This window comes from Sandarakinorhabdus sp. (assembly GCF_987265915.1).
Map to the genome: position 1 here is coordinate 218,804 of NZ_OZ503948.1, position 16,553 is coordinate 235,356.

The 16,553-nt window shown below is 66.7% G+C and carries 16 protein-coding genes and 1 tRNA gene; 5 read left to right on the forward strand and 12 right to left on the reverse strand.

The window, feature by feature from the left end:
• Positions 1 to 65 precede the first annotated feature (65 nt).
• Positions 66 to 842 carry an IclR family transcriptional regulator domain-containing protein gene (locus AC6UUM_RS01005; RefSeq protein ID WP_500803493.1) on the forward strand — a complete coding sequence of 259 codons (777 nt, stop codon included), beginning with the start codon at positions 66 to 68 and terminating at the stop codon, positions 840 to 842.
• Here AC6UUM_RS01005 and AC6UUM_RS01010 read toward each other — a convergent pair.
• On the reverse strand, positions 826 to 1,722 hold the full coding sequence (locus AC6UUM_RS01010) for a polysaccharide deacetylase family protein (protein WP_500803494.1): 897 nt from the start codon (positions 1,720 to 1,722) through the stop codon (positions 826 to 828). The genes AC6UUM_RS01005 and AC6UUM_RS01010 overlap by 17 nt on opposite strands.
• Positions 1,723 to 1,796: 74 nt before the next feature.
• On the opposite strand from AC6UUM_RS01010, the gene AC6UUM_RS01015 reads away from it, so the two are divergent.
• Positions 1,797 to 2,933: an NAD(P)/FAD-dependent oxidoreductase gene (locus AC6UUM_RS01015; protein ID WP_500803495.1), complete on the forward strand. Its 1,137-nt coding sequence runs from the start codon at positions 1,797 to 1,799 to the stop codon at positions 2,931 to 2,933.
• On the opposite strand, the gene AC6UUM_RS01020 is transcribed toward AC6UUM_RS01015, so the two are convergent.
• From AC6UUM_RS01020 to AC6UUM_RS01035, 4 genes are all read right to left on the reverse strand, one after another.
• A complete protein-coding gene (locus AC6UUM_RS01020; protein WP_500803496.1) occupies positions 2,917 to 3,351 on the reverse strand; it encodes a hypothetical protein in 435 nt (144 codons plus the stop codon). The two genes, AC6UUM_RS01015 and AC6UUM_RS01020, sit on opposite strands and share 17 nt — an antisense overlap.
• Positions 3,352 to 3,393: 42 nt before the next feature.
• Positions 3,394 to 3,468: transfer RNA gene (locus tag AC6UUM_RS01025), tRNA-Thr, on the reverse strand.
• A 277-nt stretch (positions 3,469 to 3,745) separates the two neighbouring features.
• Positions 3,746 to 4,297 (reverse strand): glutathione peroxidase, encoded by a 552-nt coding sequence (locus AC6UUM_RS01030; RefSeq protein ID WP_500803497.1) that lies wholly within the window; start codon positions 4,295 to 4,297, stop codon positions 3,746 to 3,748.
• Positions 4,298 to 4,498: 201 nt separating this feature from the next.
• Positions 4,499 to 6,295 carry an aminopeptidase P family protein gene (locus AC6UUM_RS01035; protein ID WP_500803498.1) on the reverse strand — a complete coding sequence of 599 codons (1,797 nt, stop codon included), beginning with the start codon at positions 6,293 to 6,295 and terminating at the stop codon, positions 4,499 to 4,501.
• 90 nt (positions 6,296 to 6,385) lie between these two features.
• Here AC6UUM_RS01035 and AC6UUM_RS01040 point away from each other — a divergent pair, with 90 nt between their 5' ends.
• The gene (locus tag AC6UUM_RS01040; protein WP_500803499.1) at positions 6,386 to 8,434 is read left to right on the forward strand and encodes a S9 family peptidase; all 2,049 of its coding nucleotides are present in this window, start codon (positions 6,386 to 6,388) and stop codon (positions 8,432 to 8,434) included.
• The gene (locus AC6UUM_RS01045; RefSeq protein WP_500803500.1) at positions 8,418 to 8,837 is read left to right on the forward strand and encodes an acyl-CoA thioesterase; all 420 of its coding nucleotides are present in this window, start codon (positions 8,418 to 8,420) and stop codon (positions 8,835 to 8,837) included. The genes AC6UUM_RS01040 and AC6UUM_RS01045 overlap by 17 nt, the downstream gene beginning before the upstream one ends.
• Here AC6UUM_RS01045 and AC6UUM_RS01050 read toward each other — a convergent pair.
• On the reverse strand, positions 8,815 to 9,012 hold the full coding sequence (locus tag AC6UUM_RS01050; RefSeq protein ID WP_500803501.1) for a hypothetical protein: 198 nt from the start codon (positions 9,010 to 9,012) through the stop codon (positions 8,815 to 8,817). The two genes, AC6UUM_RS01045 and AC6UUM_RS01050, sit on opposite strands and share 23 nt — an antisense overlap.
• 102 nt (positions 9,013 to 9,114) lie before the next feature.
• Here AC6UUM_RS01050 and AC6UUM_RS01055 point away from each other — a divergent pair, with 102 nt between their 5' ends.
• A complete protein-coding gene (locus AC6UUM_RS01055) occupies positions 9,115 to 9,906 on the forward strand; it encodes a class I SAM-dependent methyltransferase (RefSeq protein WP_500803502.1) in 792 nt (263 codons plus the stop codon).
• A gap of 54 nt (positions 9,907 to 9,960) precedes the next feature.
• Here the strand turns inward: AC6UUM_RS01055 and AC6UUM_RS01060 are convergent, their stop codons facing one another.
• The 6 genes from AC6UUM_RS01060 to serS all read right to left on the reverse strand — a co-directional run bounded on the left by AC6UUM_RS01060 (position 9,961) and on the right by serS (position 16,541).
• The gene (locus AC6UUM_RS01060) at positions 9,961 to 10,797 is read right to left on the reverse strand and encodes a C40 family peptidase (RefSeq protein WP_500803503.1); all 837 of its coding nucleotides are present in this window, start codon (positions 10,795 to 10,797) and stop codon (positions 9,961 to 9,963) included.
• Positions 10,794 to 12,170: a leucyl aminopeptidase family protein gene (locus tag AC6UUM_RS01065; RefSeq protein ID WP_500803504.1), complete on the reverse strand. Its 1,377-nt coding sequence runs from the start codon at positions 12,168 to 12,170 to the stop codon at positions 10,794 to 10,796. Before AC6UUM_RS01065 ends, AC6UUM_RS01060 begins: the two co-directional genes overlap by 4 nt.
• The gene (gene rimO, locus AC6UUM_RS01070; RefSeq protein ID WP_500804878.1) at positions 12,167 to 13,459 is read right to left on the reverse strand and encodes a 30S ribosomal protein S12 methylthiotransferase RimO; all 1,293 of its coding nucleotides are present in this window, start codon (positions 13,457 to 13,459) and stop codon (positions 12,167 to 12,169) included. Before rimO ends, AC6UUM_RS01065 begins: the two co-directional genes overlap by 4 nt.
• 90 nt (positions 13,460 to 13,549) lie before the next feature.
• Positions 13,550 to 14,485 carry a peptidoglycan DD-metalloendopeptidase family protein gene (locus AC6UUM_RS01075; RefSeq protein WP_500803505.1) on the reverse strand — a complete coding sequence of 312 codons (936 nt, stop codon included), beginning with the start codon at positions 14,483 to 14,485 and terminating at the stop codon, positions 13,550 to 13,552.
• Positions 14,485 to 15,261 (reverse strand): 5'/3'-nucleotidase SurE, encoded by a 777-nt coding sequence (surE, locus tag AC6UUM_RS01080; RefSeq protein WP_500803506.1) that lies wholly within the window; start codon positions 15,259 to 15,261, stop codon positions 14,485 to 14,487. Before surE ends, AC6UUM_RS01075 begins: the two co-directional genes overlap by 1 nt.
• Before the next feature lie 2 nt (positions 15,262 to 15,263).
• Positions 15,264 to 16,541: a serine--tRNA ligase gene (gene serS, locus AC6UUM_RS01085; protein WP_500803507.1), complete on the reverse strand. Its 1,278-nt coding sequence runs from the start codon at positions 16,539 to 16,541 to the stop codon at positions 15,264 to 15,266.
• Positions 16,542 to 16,553 lie beyond the last annotated feature (12 nt).

Here is a 16,553-nt window from a genome sequence, read left to right on the forward strand (position 1 = left end):
GCATGCAGGGCCATTCACCGATAAGATACGTGTAACCTGTGCAAGGGGCGAAGGGCAAAATTGCAATGGCCGTGGCCGAAATCGATGATCTGACCGATCGTGACTATGTGAATTCGCTGGCCCGCGGCCTGGAAGTCATTTGCGCCTTCACCCGCACCCGCCCGCGCATGACGCTGAGCGAAGTGGCGCAGGAAACCGGGCTGACCCGCGCCACCGTGCGCCGCCTGCTGCTCACCCTGGTGCGTGAAGGCTATGCCGAAAAGGACGAGAAGATCTTCAGCCTGAAGCCCAAGGTGCTGGACCTGGGCTATTCGGCGCTGTCGTCGATGGGCATATTGGATGTGGCGCAGCCGGTGATGAACGATCTGGCCCGCACGCTGAATGAATCGGTGTTCTGCGCGGTGCTCACCGGCGCGGATGTCACCTATATCGCCCGCGCCCGGTCCGATCGCTATGTCAATGTTTCGATCGCGGTCGGCGGGCGCGCGTCGGCGCATGCCGTGTCCACCGGACGGGTATTGCTGGCGGCGGAACCCGCCGAGGCGCTGGAGCGCTATCTCGATCGGGTGACGTTGCGGGCGTTCACGCCGCACACGCTGACATCCAAGGCCAAGCTGCGCACCGAAATCGAGCGGGCAGCGCGCGAAGGCCACAGCATTGTCGATCAGGAGCTGGAAATCGGCCTGGGATCAATCTCGGTACCGATTCGCAGTGATGAAGGCCGGGTGTTGGCAGCATTGAACGTGTGTTGCCCATCATCACGCATGACGCAGGATGAGATGCGCAAACAGATCTTGCCGCAATTGCTGGCGGCATCGCAGGCGATCACCCGCGGGCTGTAAGCCCGGCCTGTTCCGCTACCCACGCCGCGACCTCGGCATGGGTGGCAAACCACACCTGACCCTGGGCGCGTTCGATCAGGGCCTCCAATATCCAGATTCGGCTGCGATAGCCGATGACGAACGGATGCATCACCAGCTGGAACAGGCCGCCATCGGCAATCGCCCCATCGAGTTCCCGGGCGAAAATCTCGAACACCTGATCCGGCGGCGTCCACGGCCGCGTGGCGGGATTGCGGTTGAACAGCAGATAGACCGCATCATCGCGCAGCCATTCCACCGGAATTTCCACGATGCCGCTGGGCCGGCCGTCGATCAGCAATTCATAGGGATCATCATCGGCCATCAGCGAGGAATCATAGGCCAGGCCCATTTCGGCGACGATTTCGATGGTGCCCGGCGACAGATCCCAGTTCGCCGATCGAAAACCCAGCGGGCCACCACCGGCCAGCGGCGCGATCACGTCGCGCGCGCGCAGCATCAGATCGCGTTCGGTGGCGGCATCGAGCAGGCTGTTGTTTTCATGTATCCAGCCGTGCAAGCCAAGTTCATGGCCGGCGCCGACAATGCGGCGGCTTTCATCTGGATCGATCAGCGCGCACATCGCCGGCATGAAGAAGCTGGCGGGCACATTGTGGCGCGCCAGCACATTCAGGATTCGCGGCACGCCCACCCGGCGGCCAAATTCGCCCCACGCCAGCCGACCGGTGGCGCTGCCGCCGCCGCCCAGTTCGAAACATTCATGATCACAATCAAAGCTGAGCGCCACTGCCGCGCGCGCGCCGCCCGGCCACTGCGCCGGCCGCAGCGAACGCCCGGCGCGCACCCGGCCGATCAGGCGGCGCACATCGGCTTCGCTCTGGTTCCAAGGCTGATCGATCATGTCGCGCTTCCCCCGCGATTGCGTCCATGCTTGATGCAACAGCATGATGATCTTGCACAGGGCCACGATGGGTAATGGCTGATGACGTAATCGTGATCGGTGGCGGGCTGGCCGGCTGCCTGACCGCGCTGCACCTGGCCCGCGCCGGGGTGAAGGTGCGGCTGATCGAAGCCGGCGTGATCGGCAGCCAGGCCAGCAGCGCCAATGCCGGCAGCCTGCACGCACAGATTCCGCACGATCCGTTCCGCACTCTGGGCACCGCATGGGCGCAGCGCTTCGCCCCGGCCGTGACCATGCTGAAAGAATCGCTGCTGCTGTGGCGCGGGCTGGAAGCGCTGGTGGGCGCGGACCTGGAGGTGCATTTCGGCGGCGGCCTGCTGGTGGCGCACAGCGAAGCCGAAATGGCCGAAATCCGCGCCAAGGTCGAAATCGAGCGGGCAGCCGGGCTGGAGATCGAATTGCTCGACCAGCCGGCTTTGCGGGCGCTGGCGCCCTATCTGGGCCTTGATGCCCATGGCGGCGCGTTCTGCGCTGGCGAGGGCAAGGCCCATCCGCTTGTGGTGACGCCGGCGATCGCGCGCGCCGCAGTGGTGGCTGGCGCGATCATCGAAGCCGGTACCGGCGCAGTGACCATCGCCCGCGATGGCGATGGCTATGCCGTGGCGGCGGGCGGGCGGCGCTGGCGGGCTGGCCGCCTGGTGCTGGCCGCCGGCAGTGCCACGGGCACGCTGGCGGCGGGCGTGGGCGCGGCGCTGCCGATCCAGGCCTTCCCCATCCAGGTGAGCGTGACCGAGCCGGCCGCGCCGCTGGTGCCGCATCTCGTTTATTGCGCCGGCGCCAAACTCACCCTGAAACAGGCGAAGAACGGCACGCTGCTGATCGGCGGCGGCTGGGATGCGCGGCTGGATGCGGACGGACGGCCGCAAGTGGACATGGCGAATCTCGGCCGCAACCTGGGCGTGGCGGCACGGGTGGTGCCGGCGCTGGCGGGGTTGCAACTGGTGCGCTGTTGGGCGGCGTTCGTGAACGGCACCGAAGATTGGCTGCCAATCATCGGCGAACTGCGTGCAGCGCCTGGCGTGTTCATCAATTATGTGCCGTGGCTGGGCTTTTCCGGCGGCCCGGCGGCGAGTCTGGCGGTGGCGGCGCTGGTGCAGGGGCAGGCGGCGGCGCCGGGGGTGGATTGGGCGGCGTTCAGACCTTCACACTGAAAGGCAAGGGCAGCAGATCCGGCGCAATCCAGCCGCGGCGGGCGGCGACGCTGAACAGCGTGTCGTGGCGCCAGAATCGCTCCGGCCAATATTTGTCGCCCAGCATGCCGCCCATCAGCCAGGCCAGCTGTGCGGCCAGATCGCCCGATGGGGCCAGCATCAGCCCGGCCCGCACTGCGGCAATGGAGGCCAGCGTGATGGAATGATGATAGCCGCCAGTATCGGTGTTCGCGACCCCGCAGGCTTCGTTGTAGCGGCGGATCAGGCCGGGCATGGCGGCTTCGGCATCCAGATCGCGGCGGGCGGAGAGCACATAGGCGGCAGCTGCCACATGCGCGGCATGGGTCCATTCCGGCTTGGGCAGGGTGGCGGCGATAAGGCCTTCGCCGATCCGGGTAATGGCAACAGGATCGTACATGTCGGATACCATGCCCTGGCCGGGTTCGACGGAGCGGGGGGGTGGTGCTGCCGGGGAGGATTGAACTCCCGACCTCAGCCTTACCAAGGATGCGCTCTACCACTGAGCTACGGCAGCACGGCCCCACGCTTGAGCCTGCCGGGCTGGCCCGTCAGGAAGCGGCCCTATGGCCAAGCCCCGCCACAGTGTCAAGCACTGGCACCATCTGCGGCGCTGACGCGGGCGCTGCGATCGGTTAAGACGCGGCCATGACAACGGAAAGCGAGAAACAGGCAAAGGCCCGCGCCGAACGGCTGGCGGCGGCGCTACGGGCGAATCTGCGGAAACGCAAAGGGCTGGGGGATGCAGGCGATCCGGCCCGCAATCAGCACCCAGCCCCTGAACAAGCTTCGGATTAGCTCTTGGCAGTCAGTGCCTTGGCTACGGCCGCCATCACTTCCGGCGAGGTCGGCGTGGTCTTGGTACCGAAGGCGGCGATCAGCTTGCCATCCTTGCCGATCAGATATTTGTGGAAATTCCACTGTGGCGTCTGCGATTCACCCAGGGTGTTGGCGGCCCACTTGTAGACCGGGATGGCCTTGGCACCCTTGACGACAGCCTTTTCGGCCATCGGGAACTTGATGCCGAACTTGCTTTCGCAGAACTGCTTCACTTCGCTGTTGCTGCCATATTCCTGATCGCCGAAATCGCCCGACGGCACGCCGATCACCGTGAAGCCCTTGGCCTTGTAGCTGTCGTGCAGCTGCTGCAGGCCTTCATACTGCGGGGTGAAGCCGCACATCGAAGCGGTGTTGACCAGCAGCACGACCTTGCCCTTGTACTGCGCCATCGGCATCGGCTTGCCATCGATGGTCTTCAGGTTGAATTCGTACAGGCTCTGTGGGCCGGGCGCAGCGGCAACCAGCGCGGTCAGGGCGGCGGCGGCGAGGGCAATCTGCTTCATCATTTCGGTTCTCCCATCCAGTAACAGACGCGCCATAGCAGATGCATGCACCGGCGCGAAGGCGTAGGGTGACGCAGGGCGTAGTGCTGGGAAAGCCCACCCCCGACCCCTCCCGCAAGCGGAAGGGGAGTCGTTCGGCGCTTGCGCAATCTGCTCCCCTCCCGCTTGCGGGAGGGGCTGGGGGTGGGACTTACTAGCGCAAGTTCAAAGCGGCGCGCAGGCCTGGGCCAGCCACGCCTGTTCAGCATCATCGGTGAGCAGCGGCCCGATCTCGGCGGCCACGCGCGCATGATAATCATTCCACCACGCCCGCTCATCGGCGCTGAGCAGGCCCACATCCACCAGCCGGCGATCGATCGGTGCCAGGGTCAACGCCTTGAAGCCCATCATCGGCCGTTCGGCGCCCGGTACGTTACGCTGCTCGACCAGCACGAGATTTTCGATGCGGATGCCGTATTCGCCCTGCTTGTAATAGCCCGGCTCGTTGGACAGGATCATCCCCGGTTGCAGCGGTTCGTCCCCGCCCGGCTGTGCCGACCAAGCTGCCGCAATGCGCTGCGGGCCTTCGTGGACCGACAAATAGCTGCCCACCCCGTGCCCGGTGCCGTGGGCATAATCCAGCCCGGCCTGCCAAAGATGCTGGCGCGCCAACGCATCCAATTGCACGCCCTTGGTGCCGGCCGGGAAGATCGCCTGCGCCAGCGCGATATGGCCCTTCAGCACGCGGGTGAAGCGATCCTGCATTTCCGGTGTCGGCGTGCCGACCACCAATGTGCGGGTCACGTCGGTGGTGCCATCGCGATACTGGCCGCCCGAATCGACGAGATAGATGCTGTTCTGGCCGATCGGAAGATTGGTGTCCGCGCTCACCCGGTAATGCGGCAGCGCCGCGTTGGGGCCGGCGGCCGAGATGGTATCGAACGACAGATCTTCCAGGCTGTTGGTTTCGGCGCGGAACTGGCGCAGGCGCTCCGCCGCGCTCAGCTCATCGAGGCCGCCCTTGGGGGCTTCGCGGTCGAACCAGGCCAGGAAGCGGCTGAGCGCTGCGCCGTCGCGAACATGCGCAGCGGTGGTGCCGGCGATTTCGACCGGGTTCTTGATGGCGCGCGGCAGCACGCTCGGATCACGCGCCTCGCTGATGCGGGCACCGCCGGCCGCCAGCGCGCCGAAGATTGCCGCCACGCAACTTTGCGGATCGGCGACCACCGCTTTGCCGGCCATGCCGCGCAACGCCGGTTCGAACTGGTCGCGGGCGTGGAGGCGCACATGGGCGCCCAGATGCGCCCGCACCGCCGCGGTGATCTTTTCCGGCGCGGTGAACAGATCGACGCTGGCATCGGCATGCACCACGGCAAAGGCCAGCGCGACGGGCGTGCGCGCCACATCCCGGCCGCGGATGTTGAGCAGCCAGGCGATCGAATCGAGCGCGGCGATCACCACGGCATCGGCGTGGCGGGCCTGTAACCACGCTGCCACGTCAGCGCGCTTGTCGGCGTGGCTGCGGCCGGCAAACGGGTCTTCGTGCACCTCGATCGGGGCCAGCGACGGCGCCGGCCGGTCGGGCCAGACCGCATCGATGGGGTTGGCGGTCACGGCAACCAGCTCGGCGCCCCTGGCGGCCAGCAGCGTCTGGGTGGCGGTCGCCCACGCCCGCGTGTGCAGCCACGCATCATAACCGATGCGCTGCCCAGCTTCGGCATGGTCGGCCAGCCACTGTGCGGCGCTGGTCGCCGGCACGTCTTGATATTCGAACAGATCGCCGGGTACCTGCTGGCGCACCTGCACGGTATAGCGGCCATCGGTGAACATCGCCGCGCGGGATTCCAGCACGGCGGCGCTGCCGGCCGAACCGCCGAAACCGGTCAGCCAGGCCAGCCGCTGCGCATATTCGCCGACATATTCGCTCATATGCTCGTCGGTCAACGGCACGACGAACCCGGCGAGGCCATCATGGGCAAGCTGGGCGCGCAGCGCGGCAAGGCGGGAGGCGGTGATGGACATGGCAGTGCAACCCTTTATCTATGCGCAGTCTGATAGGCGGGTGCCGCCTGCACCTCAAGCTCGCGCCCGCCGCACCGTCCGGAAAGCCCCATGCAGCCCCCCATCGCCGAAACCCGCCCCCATAGCTTCACGCACCATGGCATCACCGTGGACGATCCCTGGCATTGGCTGAAAGACCCGAACTATCCCAAGGTCGATGACGCCGATGTCCTGGCGTATCTTGGGGCCGAGAACGCGTATTTCGAAGCGACGCTGGCGCCGATCGCTGGCCTGAAGGACCGCATCTACGACGAACTGAAGGGCCGGGTGCAGCAAGATGATGCCTCGGTGCCGGTGCCGAATGGCGAATTCGAATATTGGTGGCAATTCCGGCCTGGTGACCAGTATCGCACCTGGCTCCGCCGCCCGAAAGCCGGCGGCGCGGACGAGCTGCTGCTGTCGGAACCGGCGCTGGCCGAGGGCCACGACTATTTCCGGTTGGGCGCGCAGAGCGTCAGCCCGGATGGCCGCAGAATCGCCTATGCCGCCGACAGTGATGGCAGCGAGCGCTTCACCATCCGCATCCGCGACATCGCCAGCGGCGCCGACATCGAAACCGTCACCAGCGTCAGCGTTGGTGCCATAACCTGGACCGCCGATTCGAGCGGCATCGTGTGGACCGAGGTCAACGACAATTGGCGGCGCATCAAGGCGCGGCTGCATGTGATCGGCCAAGGCGAGGAGGACCGCGTGCTGTATGAAGAAACCGACGACAAGGGCTTCGGGGTCAGCATCGGCAAGAGCCAGGATGGCGCGTGGATCATCATCACCACATCCGATCACGTCACCAGCGAAGTGCGCCTGGTGTCGGCCGCCGATCCGCTGGCGCCGCCGTTGCTGGTGCGCCGCCGCCAGGCCGGGGTGGCCTATGAGGTCGATGTGCGTGGGCATAGCTTGTTCATCCGCACCAACGACACCCATGTGAATTTCCGCGTCGCCACCGCCAGCATCGCCGCGCCCGGCGACTGGCAGACGCTGATCGCCGGATCGGATCAGGATTATATCACCGGCATTACGGCCTTCGCCTCGTATCTGGCGGTGCAGGGCCGCCGCGACGGGCTGGACCGCATCGTGCTGCACAGCGCGGATGGCAGCGAAACCGCCATCCCCTTTGCCGAAGCCGCCTATACCGTCTCGCTGGGCACCAACCTGGAAGCCGATGCGCCGTTGCTGCGGCTGAGCTATGCCTCGATGGTCACGCCGGCCACCGTGTATGATTATGATGTCGCCGCCGGCACGCTGATCACGCGCAAGGTGCAGGCGGTGCCGTCAGGCTATGACGCCAGCCTTTATGAAAGCCAACGCATCTGGGTGACAGCGCGCGACGGCGCAAAGGTGCCGGTGAGCATCGTCCATCGCAAGGGCTTCACGCCCGGCAAGCTGCATCTTTATGCCTATGGCGCCTATGGCATCGCCATGACGCCGGGCTTTTCCGCCAACCGGCTGTCCTTGCTCGATCGCGGAGTCGCCTTTGCCATCGCGCAGATCAGGGGCGGCGATGATCTGGGCTACGGGTGGTATCTGGATGGCAAATTGGCCAAACGCACCAACACGTTCAACGATTTCGTCGATGTCGCACGCGGGCTGAATGCGGCTGGCTGGGCTGCGCCGGGCATGATTTCGGCCAGCGGCGGTTCAGCGGGCGGCGAGTTGATGGGGGCGGTGATCAACCAGGCACCGGAATTGTTCCGGGCGGTGGTGGCGCATGTGCCGTTCGTCGATGTGCTGAACACCATGCTGGATGAAAGCCTGCCACTGACGCCCGGCGAATGGCCGGAATGGGGCAATCCGATCACCAGCCGCGACGATTTCGAGCTGATCCGCGGCTATTCGCCTTATGATCAAGTGACGGCCCAAGCCTACCCGCCGCTGATGGTCACCGCCGGGCTGAACGATCCGCGCGTCACCTATTGGGAGCCGGCGAAGTGGGTGGCGAAATTGCGCGCCACCAAGACCGACGACCATGTGCTGATCTTCAAGACCAACATGGGCGCCGGCCATGGCGGCAAATCCGGGCGCTTTGCGGCACTGGAGGAGCTGGCCGAGGAATATGCCTTCATCCTCGATCAGTTTGAGCTGAACGATGCCGCCGCCTGCTGATCGGCACGGCCACACGATCACGGTGACGGCCTGCGCCGCCGACATCGATGAGCTTGGACACGTGAACAATGCCGTCTATCTGCGCTGGATCCAGGATGTGGCGACGGCGCACTGGAACGCGGTGGCGCCGCCGGCGCATCGCGACACCTATGTCTGGGTCGTGACGCGGCACGAGATTGATTATCTGCGCCCCACATTGCTTGGGGAGACGCTCTCGCTGACCACCTGGGTCGGCGAACCCAGGGGCGCGCGCTTTGATCGTTTCGTGGAGATCAGTGGCGCGGATGGTCAGCTGCGGGTGAAGGCGCTGACCACCTGGGCCATTGTCGATCGCGCCAGCGGCCGATTGGCACGTGTGCGGCCCGAAATTGCCGCGCCGTTCATCCAGCCCGGAGCAGGGTGAACAGATGCGCCGCCGCGACCAGTGCGCAAGCGACGCCGCCGAACGCCAGCCCGTTCCACGGCAGATGCGCGTGCCAGGCCAGCGGCGCGCGCCCGCGCAGCACGCCGCCGATGGCACCGATCGCCGCCATCGCCAGCCCGGCGGCGAGCATCATCCAGGTTGATTCCGCGTCCATGATCGGCGCCTTTGGCAGGCCATTCATCCGGCGGCAATGATGCGCCTTGCAGGGCATGTCCGGCCAGATTACCTGATGTTCATATCCAAGGGGAGACGAATCATGATCCGCATCATCACTGTTGCCACCGTCCTTGCCGTCGCTGCCGTTGCGGCGCCGGCCATCGCCGCCCCCTTCGATGCCGCCATCGCCGGCCCGTGGCGCAGCGCGGAGAACAAGGCCCGCGACCCATATCGCCACCCGGCACAGACCCTGGCCTTCTTCGGCGTGAAGCCCGGCCAGACGGTGGTGGAAGTGTCGCCCGGCGGCGGCTGGTACACCGAAATCCTCGCGCCGGGCCTGAAGGGCAATGGCAAATATGTCGCCGGCCTCGCCAATCCGCTGGCATCGGTGAACGCTGCCAAGGGTGTGGAAGCGTTCAAGTCCAAATATGCCGACAAGGTGATCTATGGCGATATCGCCATCGGCACCTTCGGCAAGGGCGTGGCCGACATCGTGACGCCAGGCAGCGCCGATGTCGTGCTGACCTTCCGCAATGTGCACAACTGGCACATGGGTAGCTGGGATCAGGACGCCTTCAACGCCTTCTTCAAGGCGCTGAAGCCGGGCGGCACCCTGGGCGTTGTTGAACACCGCCTGCCCGAAGCCCGCGCCGATGCCGACATGAAGAAAAGCGGTTACATGAAGGTCAGCTATGTGAAGATGCTGGCGGAAAAGGCCGGTTTCAAGCTGGCGGGTTCGTCGGAGATCAACGCCAACCCCAAGGACAGCAAGGATTATCCGGACGGCGTCTGGACCCTGCCGCCCACCTACCAGAAGGGCGATGTCGATCGCGCCAAATATGCCGCCATCGGCGAAAGCGACCGCATGACGCTGAAGTTCGTCAAGCCGTGACCCAAACCCCTCTCCCCTGCAGCCTGCCCCGGACTTGATCCGGGGGGAGAGGGATTAACGGAACCGCCGAACCCCGGTCACTTCGCTGCCCCGCGCGATCACATCACTCAGCGGTTCCGTCACCACCGCCATCCAGTGCGCATTGGCATGGCACAGCCGATCGCCATCCAGCAGCAAGCCAACGTGGCCGGGGAAATAGACCAGATCGCCGGCAGTGCGCGCGGCGAAGGCGACCTTCTCGCCCTGTTCCAATTGCAGATCGGTGTCGCGGCGCAGGCTGATGCCCTCGGCGGCCAGCACAGCCTGCACCAGGCCGGAACAATCGACGCCATCGGGCGTGCGACCGCCCCACAGATAGGGCGCGCCCATGAACAGCGCAGCGGCGACAAAGCGGTTCGCCGGCGGCCGTTCGACATGCCGGCGGTGCACGAAGCCACCGCCGTCGACGGCGAGGAAATTGCCATCGATCTGGCCGGACAGGCGCGCACCGAACGGCAGTTCCGCCAGCGCCGCTGCCTTGATGTCGCCGTGCGCAAACAGCGGCGCACGCCGGGCGGTGATGCGGTGATTGGGCAGCGCGCCCGGCAGCGCCAATGCGCCAAACGAAGCCCAGCCGATGTAACGATCATGGCCGCAGCGCCCCAGCGCAAAGCCGTCCTTCACGTCGATGATCTCGAACGTCTCGCCCAGCAGCAGTTCCGACACGGCTTCGGCCAGCGCACCCGGCCCGGCGCGCAGCATCACGCGCGGCGCGGTGCAGACCAGCGGCCGCGGCTCGATATAGCGCATCGAAGCCACATCACCGGCCAGCGCCAGTTCGACATGCTCCGGCCCGGCGAACCATTCGCGCGGCTCGAAGCGCTGCGCCGGCCCTTTCAGCACCCAGCTCATGCGAAGCGGCTCCGCAACATCGCCCAGGCGGCGCGCAGCCCCAGCGCCTCGCCGCCCTTGGGCCGGCCCGGCTTGGCCGACGGCGTCCAGGCGAAGGTATCGAGATGCAGCCACGGCACGCCGGCCGGCACGAAGCGTTCCAGAAACAGCGCGGCGGTGATCGCGCCGGCAAAGCCGCCTTCGGCACTGTTGACCATATCGGCAACGTCCGATTTCAGCATGTCGTGATAGGGCGCCCACAGCGGCAGCCGCCAGAGCGGATCGCCGACGCTGGCGCCCGCGGCCAGATATTCGCTGGCCAGTGCATCATCATTGGCGAACATCGCCGGCAATTGCGGCCCCAGCGCCACCCGCGCCGCGCCGGTCAGCGTGGCGAAATCGATGATCAACGCCGGATTCTGCTCGGCCGCCAGCGCAATGGCATCGCACAGCACCAGCCGGCCTTCGGCATCGGTGTTGGTGATCTCCACCGTCTTGCCGGCGCGCGTACCGATCACGTCGCCAGGGCGCAGCGCATTGCCGGAAATGGCGTTTTCCGCCGCCGGAATCACCAGATGCAGGCGCACGCGCAAATTGGCCTGCATCACCAGCCGCGCCAGCGCCAGCGCGTGGGCGGCGCCGCCCATGTCCTTCTTCATGTGCGCCATGCCGCTGCCCGGCTTGATGTTGAGGCCGCCCGAATCAAACGTGACGCCCTTGCCGATGATGGCGAGGCGCGGGTGCGCCGGATCGCCCCAATGCAGTTCGATCAGGCGCGGCGCAGCGGTGGCAGCGCGGCCAACGGCGTGAATGGCGGGGAAGTTTTCCGACAGCAACGCCTCGCCGGTGACCACCCGCACGTCGGCCGCAAAGGGCCGCGCCACATCGATAACCGCCTGGGCCAGATCGGCCGGCGTCAGGTCACAGGCCGGCGTGTCGATCAGGTCGCGCACCATCGCCACCGCGTCGGCCTCCATCACAGCAGCACTGATCGCGGCCAGGCTGGTGGTGGTCAGCACGCGGGGGGCCGATGGTTCGGCGCGGCGATAGCGGGTGAAGCGATGCTGCGCCAGCGCCCAGCCCAGCCCGGCCTGGCCCATCTCGCCCGCCAGCGCATAACGGCCGCCCGGCAATTTCTGCGCCGCCGCGGCCAGCGCCCAAGGGCCCAACGCCCCGTCCGGCACCCCGGCCAGCACCAGCCAATCGGCCGGGCCATCACCGGCAATCATCGCCAGCGAATCGGCCGCGCCCTTGAAACCTTGCGCCGCGACGCCGGTGCGCACGCGTTCACCCTGGCCGGCGAGCCACGCAGGCAGGCTGGTGGTGGTCAGCGGGATCAGCGGCACCGCCGGCTGGCCATCGGCGGCGACGATCAGCGCGGCAAAATCGGTCATGCCGGCACCCCGAACAAATCGGTCTCGTCGGCATCCTCGATGGTGACGGCGATGATGTCGCCGGGGGCCACGCCGCCGCAATCGCGCAGGTGGACCATGCCGTCGATTTCGGGCGCGTCATATTTGCTGCGGCCCGATGCACCGCCTTCATCATCGACTTCGTCGATCAGCACATCGAGGGTGCGGCCGATCTTCTGCGCCAGCCGGGCCTCGGAAATGGCGGCCTGCACGGCCATGAAGCGATGCCAGCGTTCTTCTTTCACATCTTCCGGCACCGCGCCGGGCAGCGCATTGGCGCGGGCGCCGTCCACCGCTTCATATTTGAAGCAGCCGGCGCGATCGATCTGCGCATGTTGCAACCAATCGAGCAGATACTGGAAATCATCCTCCGTCTCGCCGGGGAAGCCGACGATGAAGGTGGAGCGGATGGCCAGATCGGGCACCAGGCCGCGCCATTTGGCGATACGTTCCAGCACCTTGGCTTCGTTGGCCGGGCGCTTCATCGCCTTCAGCACGGCAGGCGCCGCATGCTGGAACGGAATGTCGAGATAGGGCAGCACCAGCCCGTCCGCCATCAGCGGGATCAGATCATCGACGTGCGGGTACGGGTAAACATAGTGCAGCCGCACCCACGCCCCCAGCGCGCCCAGCTCGCGCGCCAGATCGGTGATGTGCGCGCGCCGCTCCACCCCGCCCAGCGCCGAGGTCGCGTGCTTCAGATCGACGCCATAGGCCGAGGTATCCTGGCTGATCACCAGCAATTCCTTAGCCCCGCTCTTCACCAGCGCGGCGGCCTCGCGGATGATGGCCGCCGGCGGCCGGCTGACCAGTTTCCCGCGCAGATCGGGGATGATGCAGAAGGCGCATGTGTGGTTGCAGCCTTCGGAAATCTTGATGTAGCCATAATGGCGCGGCGTCAGCTTCAGGCCGGCATCGGGCACCAGATCGATATAGGCGGAGCGCACGGGCGGTGCGGCATCGTGCACGGCGCTGACCACCTGATCATATTGCTGCGGCCCGGTGACGGCGAGCACCGCCGGAAAGCGCGCGCGGATGGCGTCGGCTTCATGGCCCATGCAGCCGGTGACGATCACGCGGCCATTTTCGGCAATGGCTTCGCCAATCGCGTCCAGGCTTTCGGCCTTGGCCGAATCGAGGAAGCCGCAGGTGTTGACGATCACCACATCGGCACCGGCATAATCGCCCGACAGCGCATAGCCGTCGCTGCGCAACTGGGTGAGGATGCGTTCGGAATCGACCAGTGCCTTGGGGCAGCCCAGCGATACCATGCCGACGCGCGGCGCAAGGCGTTCGTTCATCGCGCGGCCGATGAACCGGAATCCGGCGCGATGCAAGGGGGGCGCGCCAATTGCGGCACCTCAGCGCCCACCGATCACCTTGGCCGGATCAACCGGCGCGCGGCCGCGGCGCAGTTCGAAGTGCAATTGCGGTTCCGCCACGGCGCCGGTCTGGCCAGCGCGGGCAATGACTTCGCCGGCCTTGACGCGCACGCCGCGCGCCACCAGCAGCGCTTCGTTGTGGCCATAGGCCGATACCCAGCCGCCAGCGTGCTTGACCAGCACCAACTGGCCAAACCCGGGGATGGCATCGCCGGCATAGGCGACCACGCCGTCGCCCGCGGCGCGCACCGGCTCGCCGGGGCTGGCCTTCAGATTGACGCCATCATTGAACCGCCCGCCGGCCTTGGGGCCGAAGCCGGAGATGATCCGCCCCGGCAATGGCCAGCGGAAGGCCGGGGCACCGCCGGTGACGGCAGGCAGCGGCGTGGGTTGGTCAACCGGTGTGGCGGTTGCGGTGGGCGGCGCGGGCCGCGCCGGCCTGGCGGCGGCGGGTTGACCGCCGGTCACCACATCATCGATGGTGATGGTGAAGGCGCGGGCGCGTTCTTCCAGTGTCGTGGCCGGCCTTGGCGCAGCGGCAGCGCCGGGCAGCAGCAAGCGTTGGCCAACGGCGATCACATAAGGCTCGGTCAAGCGATTGAGCGTCACCACTTCGCGCCATGGCACGCCATAGGCCCGCGCGATGGCGATGCCGGTCTCACCCGGCTTGACGATATGCACGCGGCCCTGTGGCGTCACCACGGCACCCGGCACCACCTTGCGCGCCACCCAATCCGTGCGGGAGGTGGCAGCGCGCGGTTGCGCAGCGCGGGCGGGGCGCGGGGCGGCCGCGCGCGGGGCCGGCGGCGCCGGACGCCCGATTGTGGAACGCAGCGACGGCGTCCGCCCACCCGAACAGCCCGCCAGCACCAGCAGCGCCGCCAACAGCAAGGCCGGGGCGCTGCGGGCGCGCATCAGCCTTCCGCCAGATCCGCCAAGGCCGCCTTCAACCGGGCCAGCGACTGATGATGCGTCATGTCCAGATGCAGCGGCGTGACGGAAATACAGGCTTCGTGCATCGCCTTCAGATCGGTTTCGTGGCCGGGGGCCGGCTTTTCCTTGCCGAACCCGTGCCAGTAATAGGGGAAGCCGCGCGGATCGGTGCGCTTCACCAGGTGGATATTGCCGTAATCGCGGAACCCTTGCTCGGTGACGCGCACGCCTTTCACATCGGCGGCCAGCACCGGCGGGAAGTTGATGTTGATCAGCACGCCATCCGGCCATTCGCTGCCCAGCACGCGGCGGATGATGCCGGCGCCGTGCGCGGCGGCCGTGGAAAAATCCTCCATGCCGGCGGTGTAATCCATCATCACCTGGCTCAGCGCGATCGAGCGGATGCCGGCGAGGCAGCCTTCCATCGCCGCCGAGACGGTGCCGCTATAGGTCACGTCTTCGGCGAGATTGCCGCCGCGATTGACGCCGGACAGGATCAGATCGGGTTTGTGATCGTCCAGCACCGCGCCCAGCGCCAGCATGACGCAATCGGTGGGGGTGCCGCGCACGGCAAAGCGCCGGGGGGAGATTTCGCGCAAGCGCACCGGCTGGCTCAGCGTCAGGCTGTGGCCGGCGCCAGACTGTTCCTCGGCCGGGGCGACCACCCAGACATCGTCGGAGAGTTCGGCGGCAATCGCCTCCAGCGCGACAAGGCCGGGGGCGTTGATGCCGTCATCATTGGTGACCAGGATACGCATGTTCAGGGCTCCAGCCGGGTGATGCCGGCCATGTAGGGCAGCAGCACGTCGGGAATGATGACACTGCCGTCGGCCTGTTGATAATTTTCGATCACCGCCACCAAGGTGCGGCCAACGGCGAGGCCGGAACCGTTCAGCGTGTTGACCGGGCCGCGCGAGCCTTTCTCGCCCGCCACTTTCCAGCGCGCGTCCATGCGGCGGCCCTGGAACTGGCCGCAATCGGAGACGGAGGAGATTTCGCGGTAGCTGTTCTGGCCGGGCAGCCAGACTTCCAGATCGTAGGTTTTCCGCGCCGAAAAGCCCATGTCCCCGGCGCACAGCAGCATGCGGCGATAGGGCAGGTTCAGCGCCTGCAGGATCGCTTCGGCGCTGGCCAGCATGTGCGCATGTTCAGCCTCGGCCTGATCGGGCGTGCAGATCGTCACCAGCTCGCATTTTTCGAACTGGTGCTGGCGGATCAGGCCGCGGGTGTCGCGCCCGGCGCTGCCCGCCTCGCTACGGAAACACGGCGTGAGCGCCGTCATGCGGATCGGCAGATCGGCGGCATCGACGATCTGGCCGGCGACCAGATTGGTCAGGCTCATTTCGGCGGTGGGGATCAGGTAACGGCCGTCTATGGTCTTGAAGAGATCGTCTTCAAACTTCGGCAATTGCCCGGCGCCGAACGCGGCATCACGATTGACGAGCAGGGGCGCATAGGTTTCGCTGAAACCGTGCGCGCTGGTCTGCACGTCGATCATGTACTGGCCGAGCGCGCGTTGCAGCCTGGCAAGCGGGCCTTTCAGCACGGCAAAGCGCGCGCCGGCGACGCGGGCGGCGGCCTCTGGATCATAGCCCAGCCTGGCCGCCACGATGTCATGTTCCAAGGCCAAGAAATCGAACGCGCGAGCCGTGCCCCAGCGCATGACTTCGACATTGCCATGCTCGTCCACGCCGTCGGGCACATCGGCGGCCGGCAGATTGGGCAGAGACGTCAGGCCGGCTTCGGCCGTCGCAGCGGCGGCGCGTGCTGCCTCTTCCAGCCCAGCCATCGTTTCCTTCAAGGCCGCCACTTCGGCCTTCAACACATCGGCGCGTGCGCTGTCCTTGGCGGCCATCGCGGCGCCGATGTCCTTCGATACCGCGTTGCGGCGGGCCAGCGCTTCTTGCAAGGCGGTTTCCGCCGTGCGCCACGCCGTGTCGGCCGCCAGCAAGGCGCCCGCAGCATCGGTGACCCCGCGCCGGGCCAGCGCCGCCGCAAAGCCATCCGGATCAGCCCGCAGATATTTGATGTCGTGCATGTCGCAGCCTTT

Excerpts from the sequence above, each read along its gene's own strand:
- AC6UUM_RS01005 (WP_500803493.1), top strand. The coding sequence starts at position 66 with ATGGCCGTGGCCGAAATCGATGATCTGACCGATCGTGACTATGTGAAT.
- AC6UUM_RS01040 (WP_500803499.1), top strand. The coding sequence starts at position 6,386 with ATGCAGCCCCCCATCGCCGAAACCCGCCCCCATAGCTTCACGCACCAT.
- AC6UUM_RS01050 (WP_500803501.1), bottom strand. The coding sequence starts at position 9,012 with ATGGACGCGGAATCAACCTGGATGATGCTCGCCGCCGGGCTGGCGATG.
- AC6UUM_RS01065 (WP_500803504.1), bottom strand. The coding sequence starts at position 12,170 with ATGACCGATTTTGCCGCGCTGATCGTCGCCGCCGATGGCCAGCCGGCG.
- AC6UUM_RS01010 (WP_500803494.1), bottom strand. The coding sequence starts at position 1,722 with ATGATCGATCAGCCTTGGAACCAGAGCGAAGCCGATGTGCGCCGCCTG.
- AC6UUM_RS01035 (WP_500803498.1), bottom strand. The coding sequence starts at position 6,295 with ATGTCCATCACCGCCTCCCGCCTTGCCGCGCTGCGCGCCCAGCTTGCC.
- rimO (WP_500804878.1), bottom strand. The coding sequence starts at position 13,459 with ATGGTATCGCTGGGCTGCCCCAAGGCACTGGTCGATTCCGAACGCATC.
- AC6UUM_RS01055 (WP_500803502.1), top strand. The coding sequence starts at position 9,115 with ATGATCCGCATCATCACTGTTGCCACCGTCCTTGCCGTCGCTGCCGTT.
- AC6UUM_RS01045 (WP_500803500.1), top strand. The coding sequence starts at position 8,418 with ATGCCGCCGCCTGCTGATCGGCACGGCCACACGATCACGGTGACGGCC.
- serS (WP_500803507.1), bottom strand. The coding sequence starts at position 16,541 with ATGCACGACATCAAATATCTGCGGGCTGATCCGGATGGCTTTGCGGCG.
- AC6UUM_RS01015 (WP_500803495.1), top strand. The coding sequence starts at position 1,797 with ATGGCTGATGACGTAATCGTGATCGGTGGCGGGCTGGCCGGCTGCCTG.
- AC6UUM_RS01020 (WP_500803496.1), bottom strand. The coding sequence starts at position 3,351 with ATGTACGATCCTGTTGCCATTACCCGGATCGGCGAAGGCCTTATCGCC.
- AC6UUM_RS01060 (WP_500803503.1), bottom strand. The coding sequence starts at position 10,797 with ATGAGCTGGGTGCTGAAAGGGCCGGCGCAGCGCTTCGAGCCGCGCGAA.
- surE (WP_500803506.1), bottom strand. The coding sequence starts at position 15,261 with ATGCGTATCCTGGTCACCAATGATGACGGCATCAACGCCCCCGGCCTT.
- AC6UUM_RS01075 (WP_500803505.1), bottom strand. The coding sequence starts at position 14,485 with ATGCGCGCCCGCAGCGCCCCGGCCTTGCTGTTGGCGGCGCTGCTGGTG.
- AC6UUM_RS01030 (WP_500803497.1), bottom strand. The coding sequence starts at position 4,297 with ATGATGAAGCAGATTGCCCTCGCCGCCGCCGCCCTGACCGCGCTGGTT.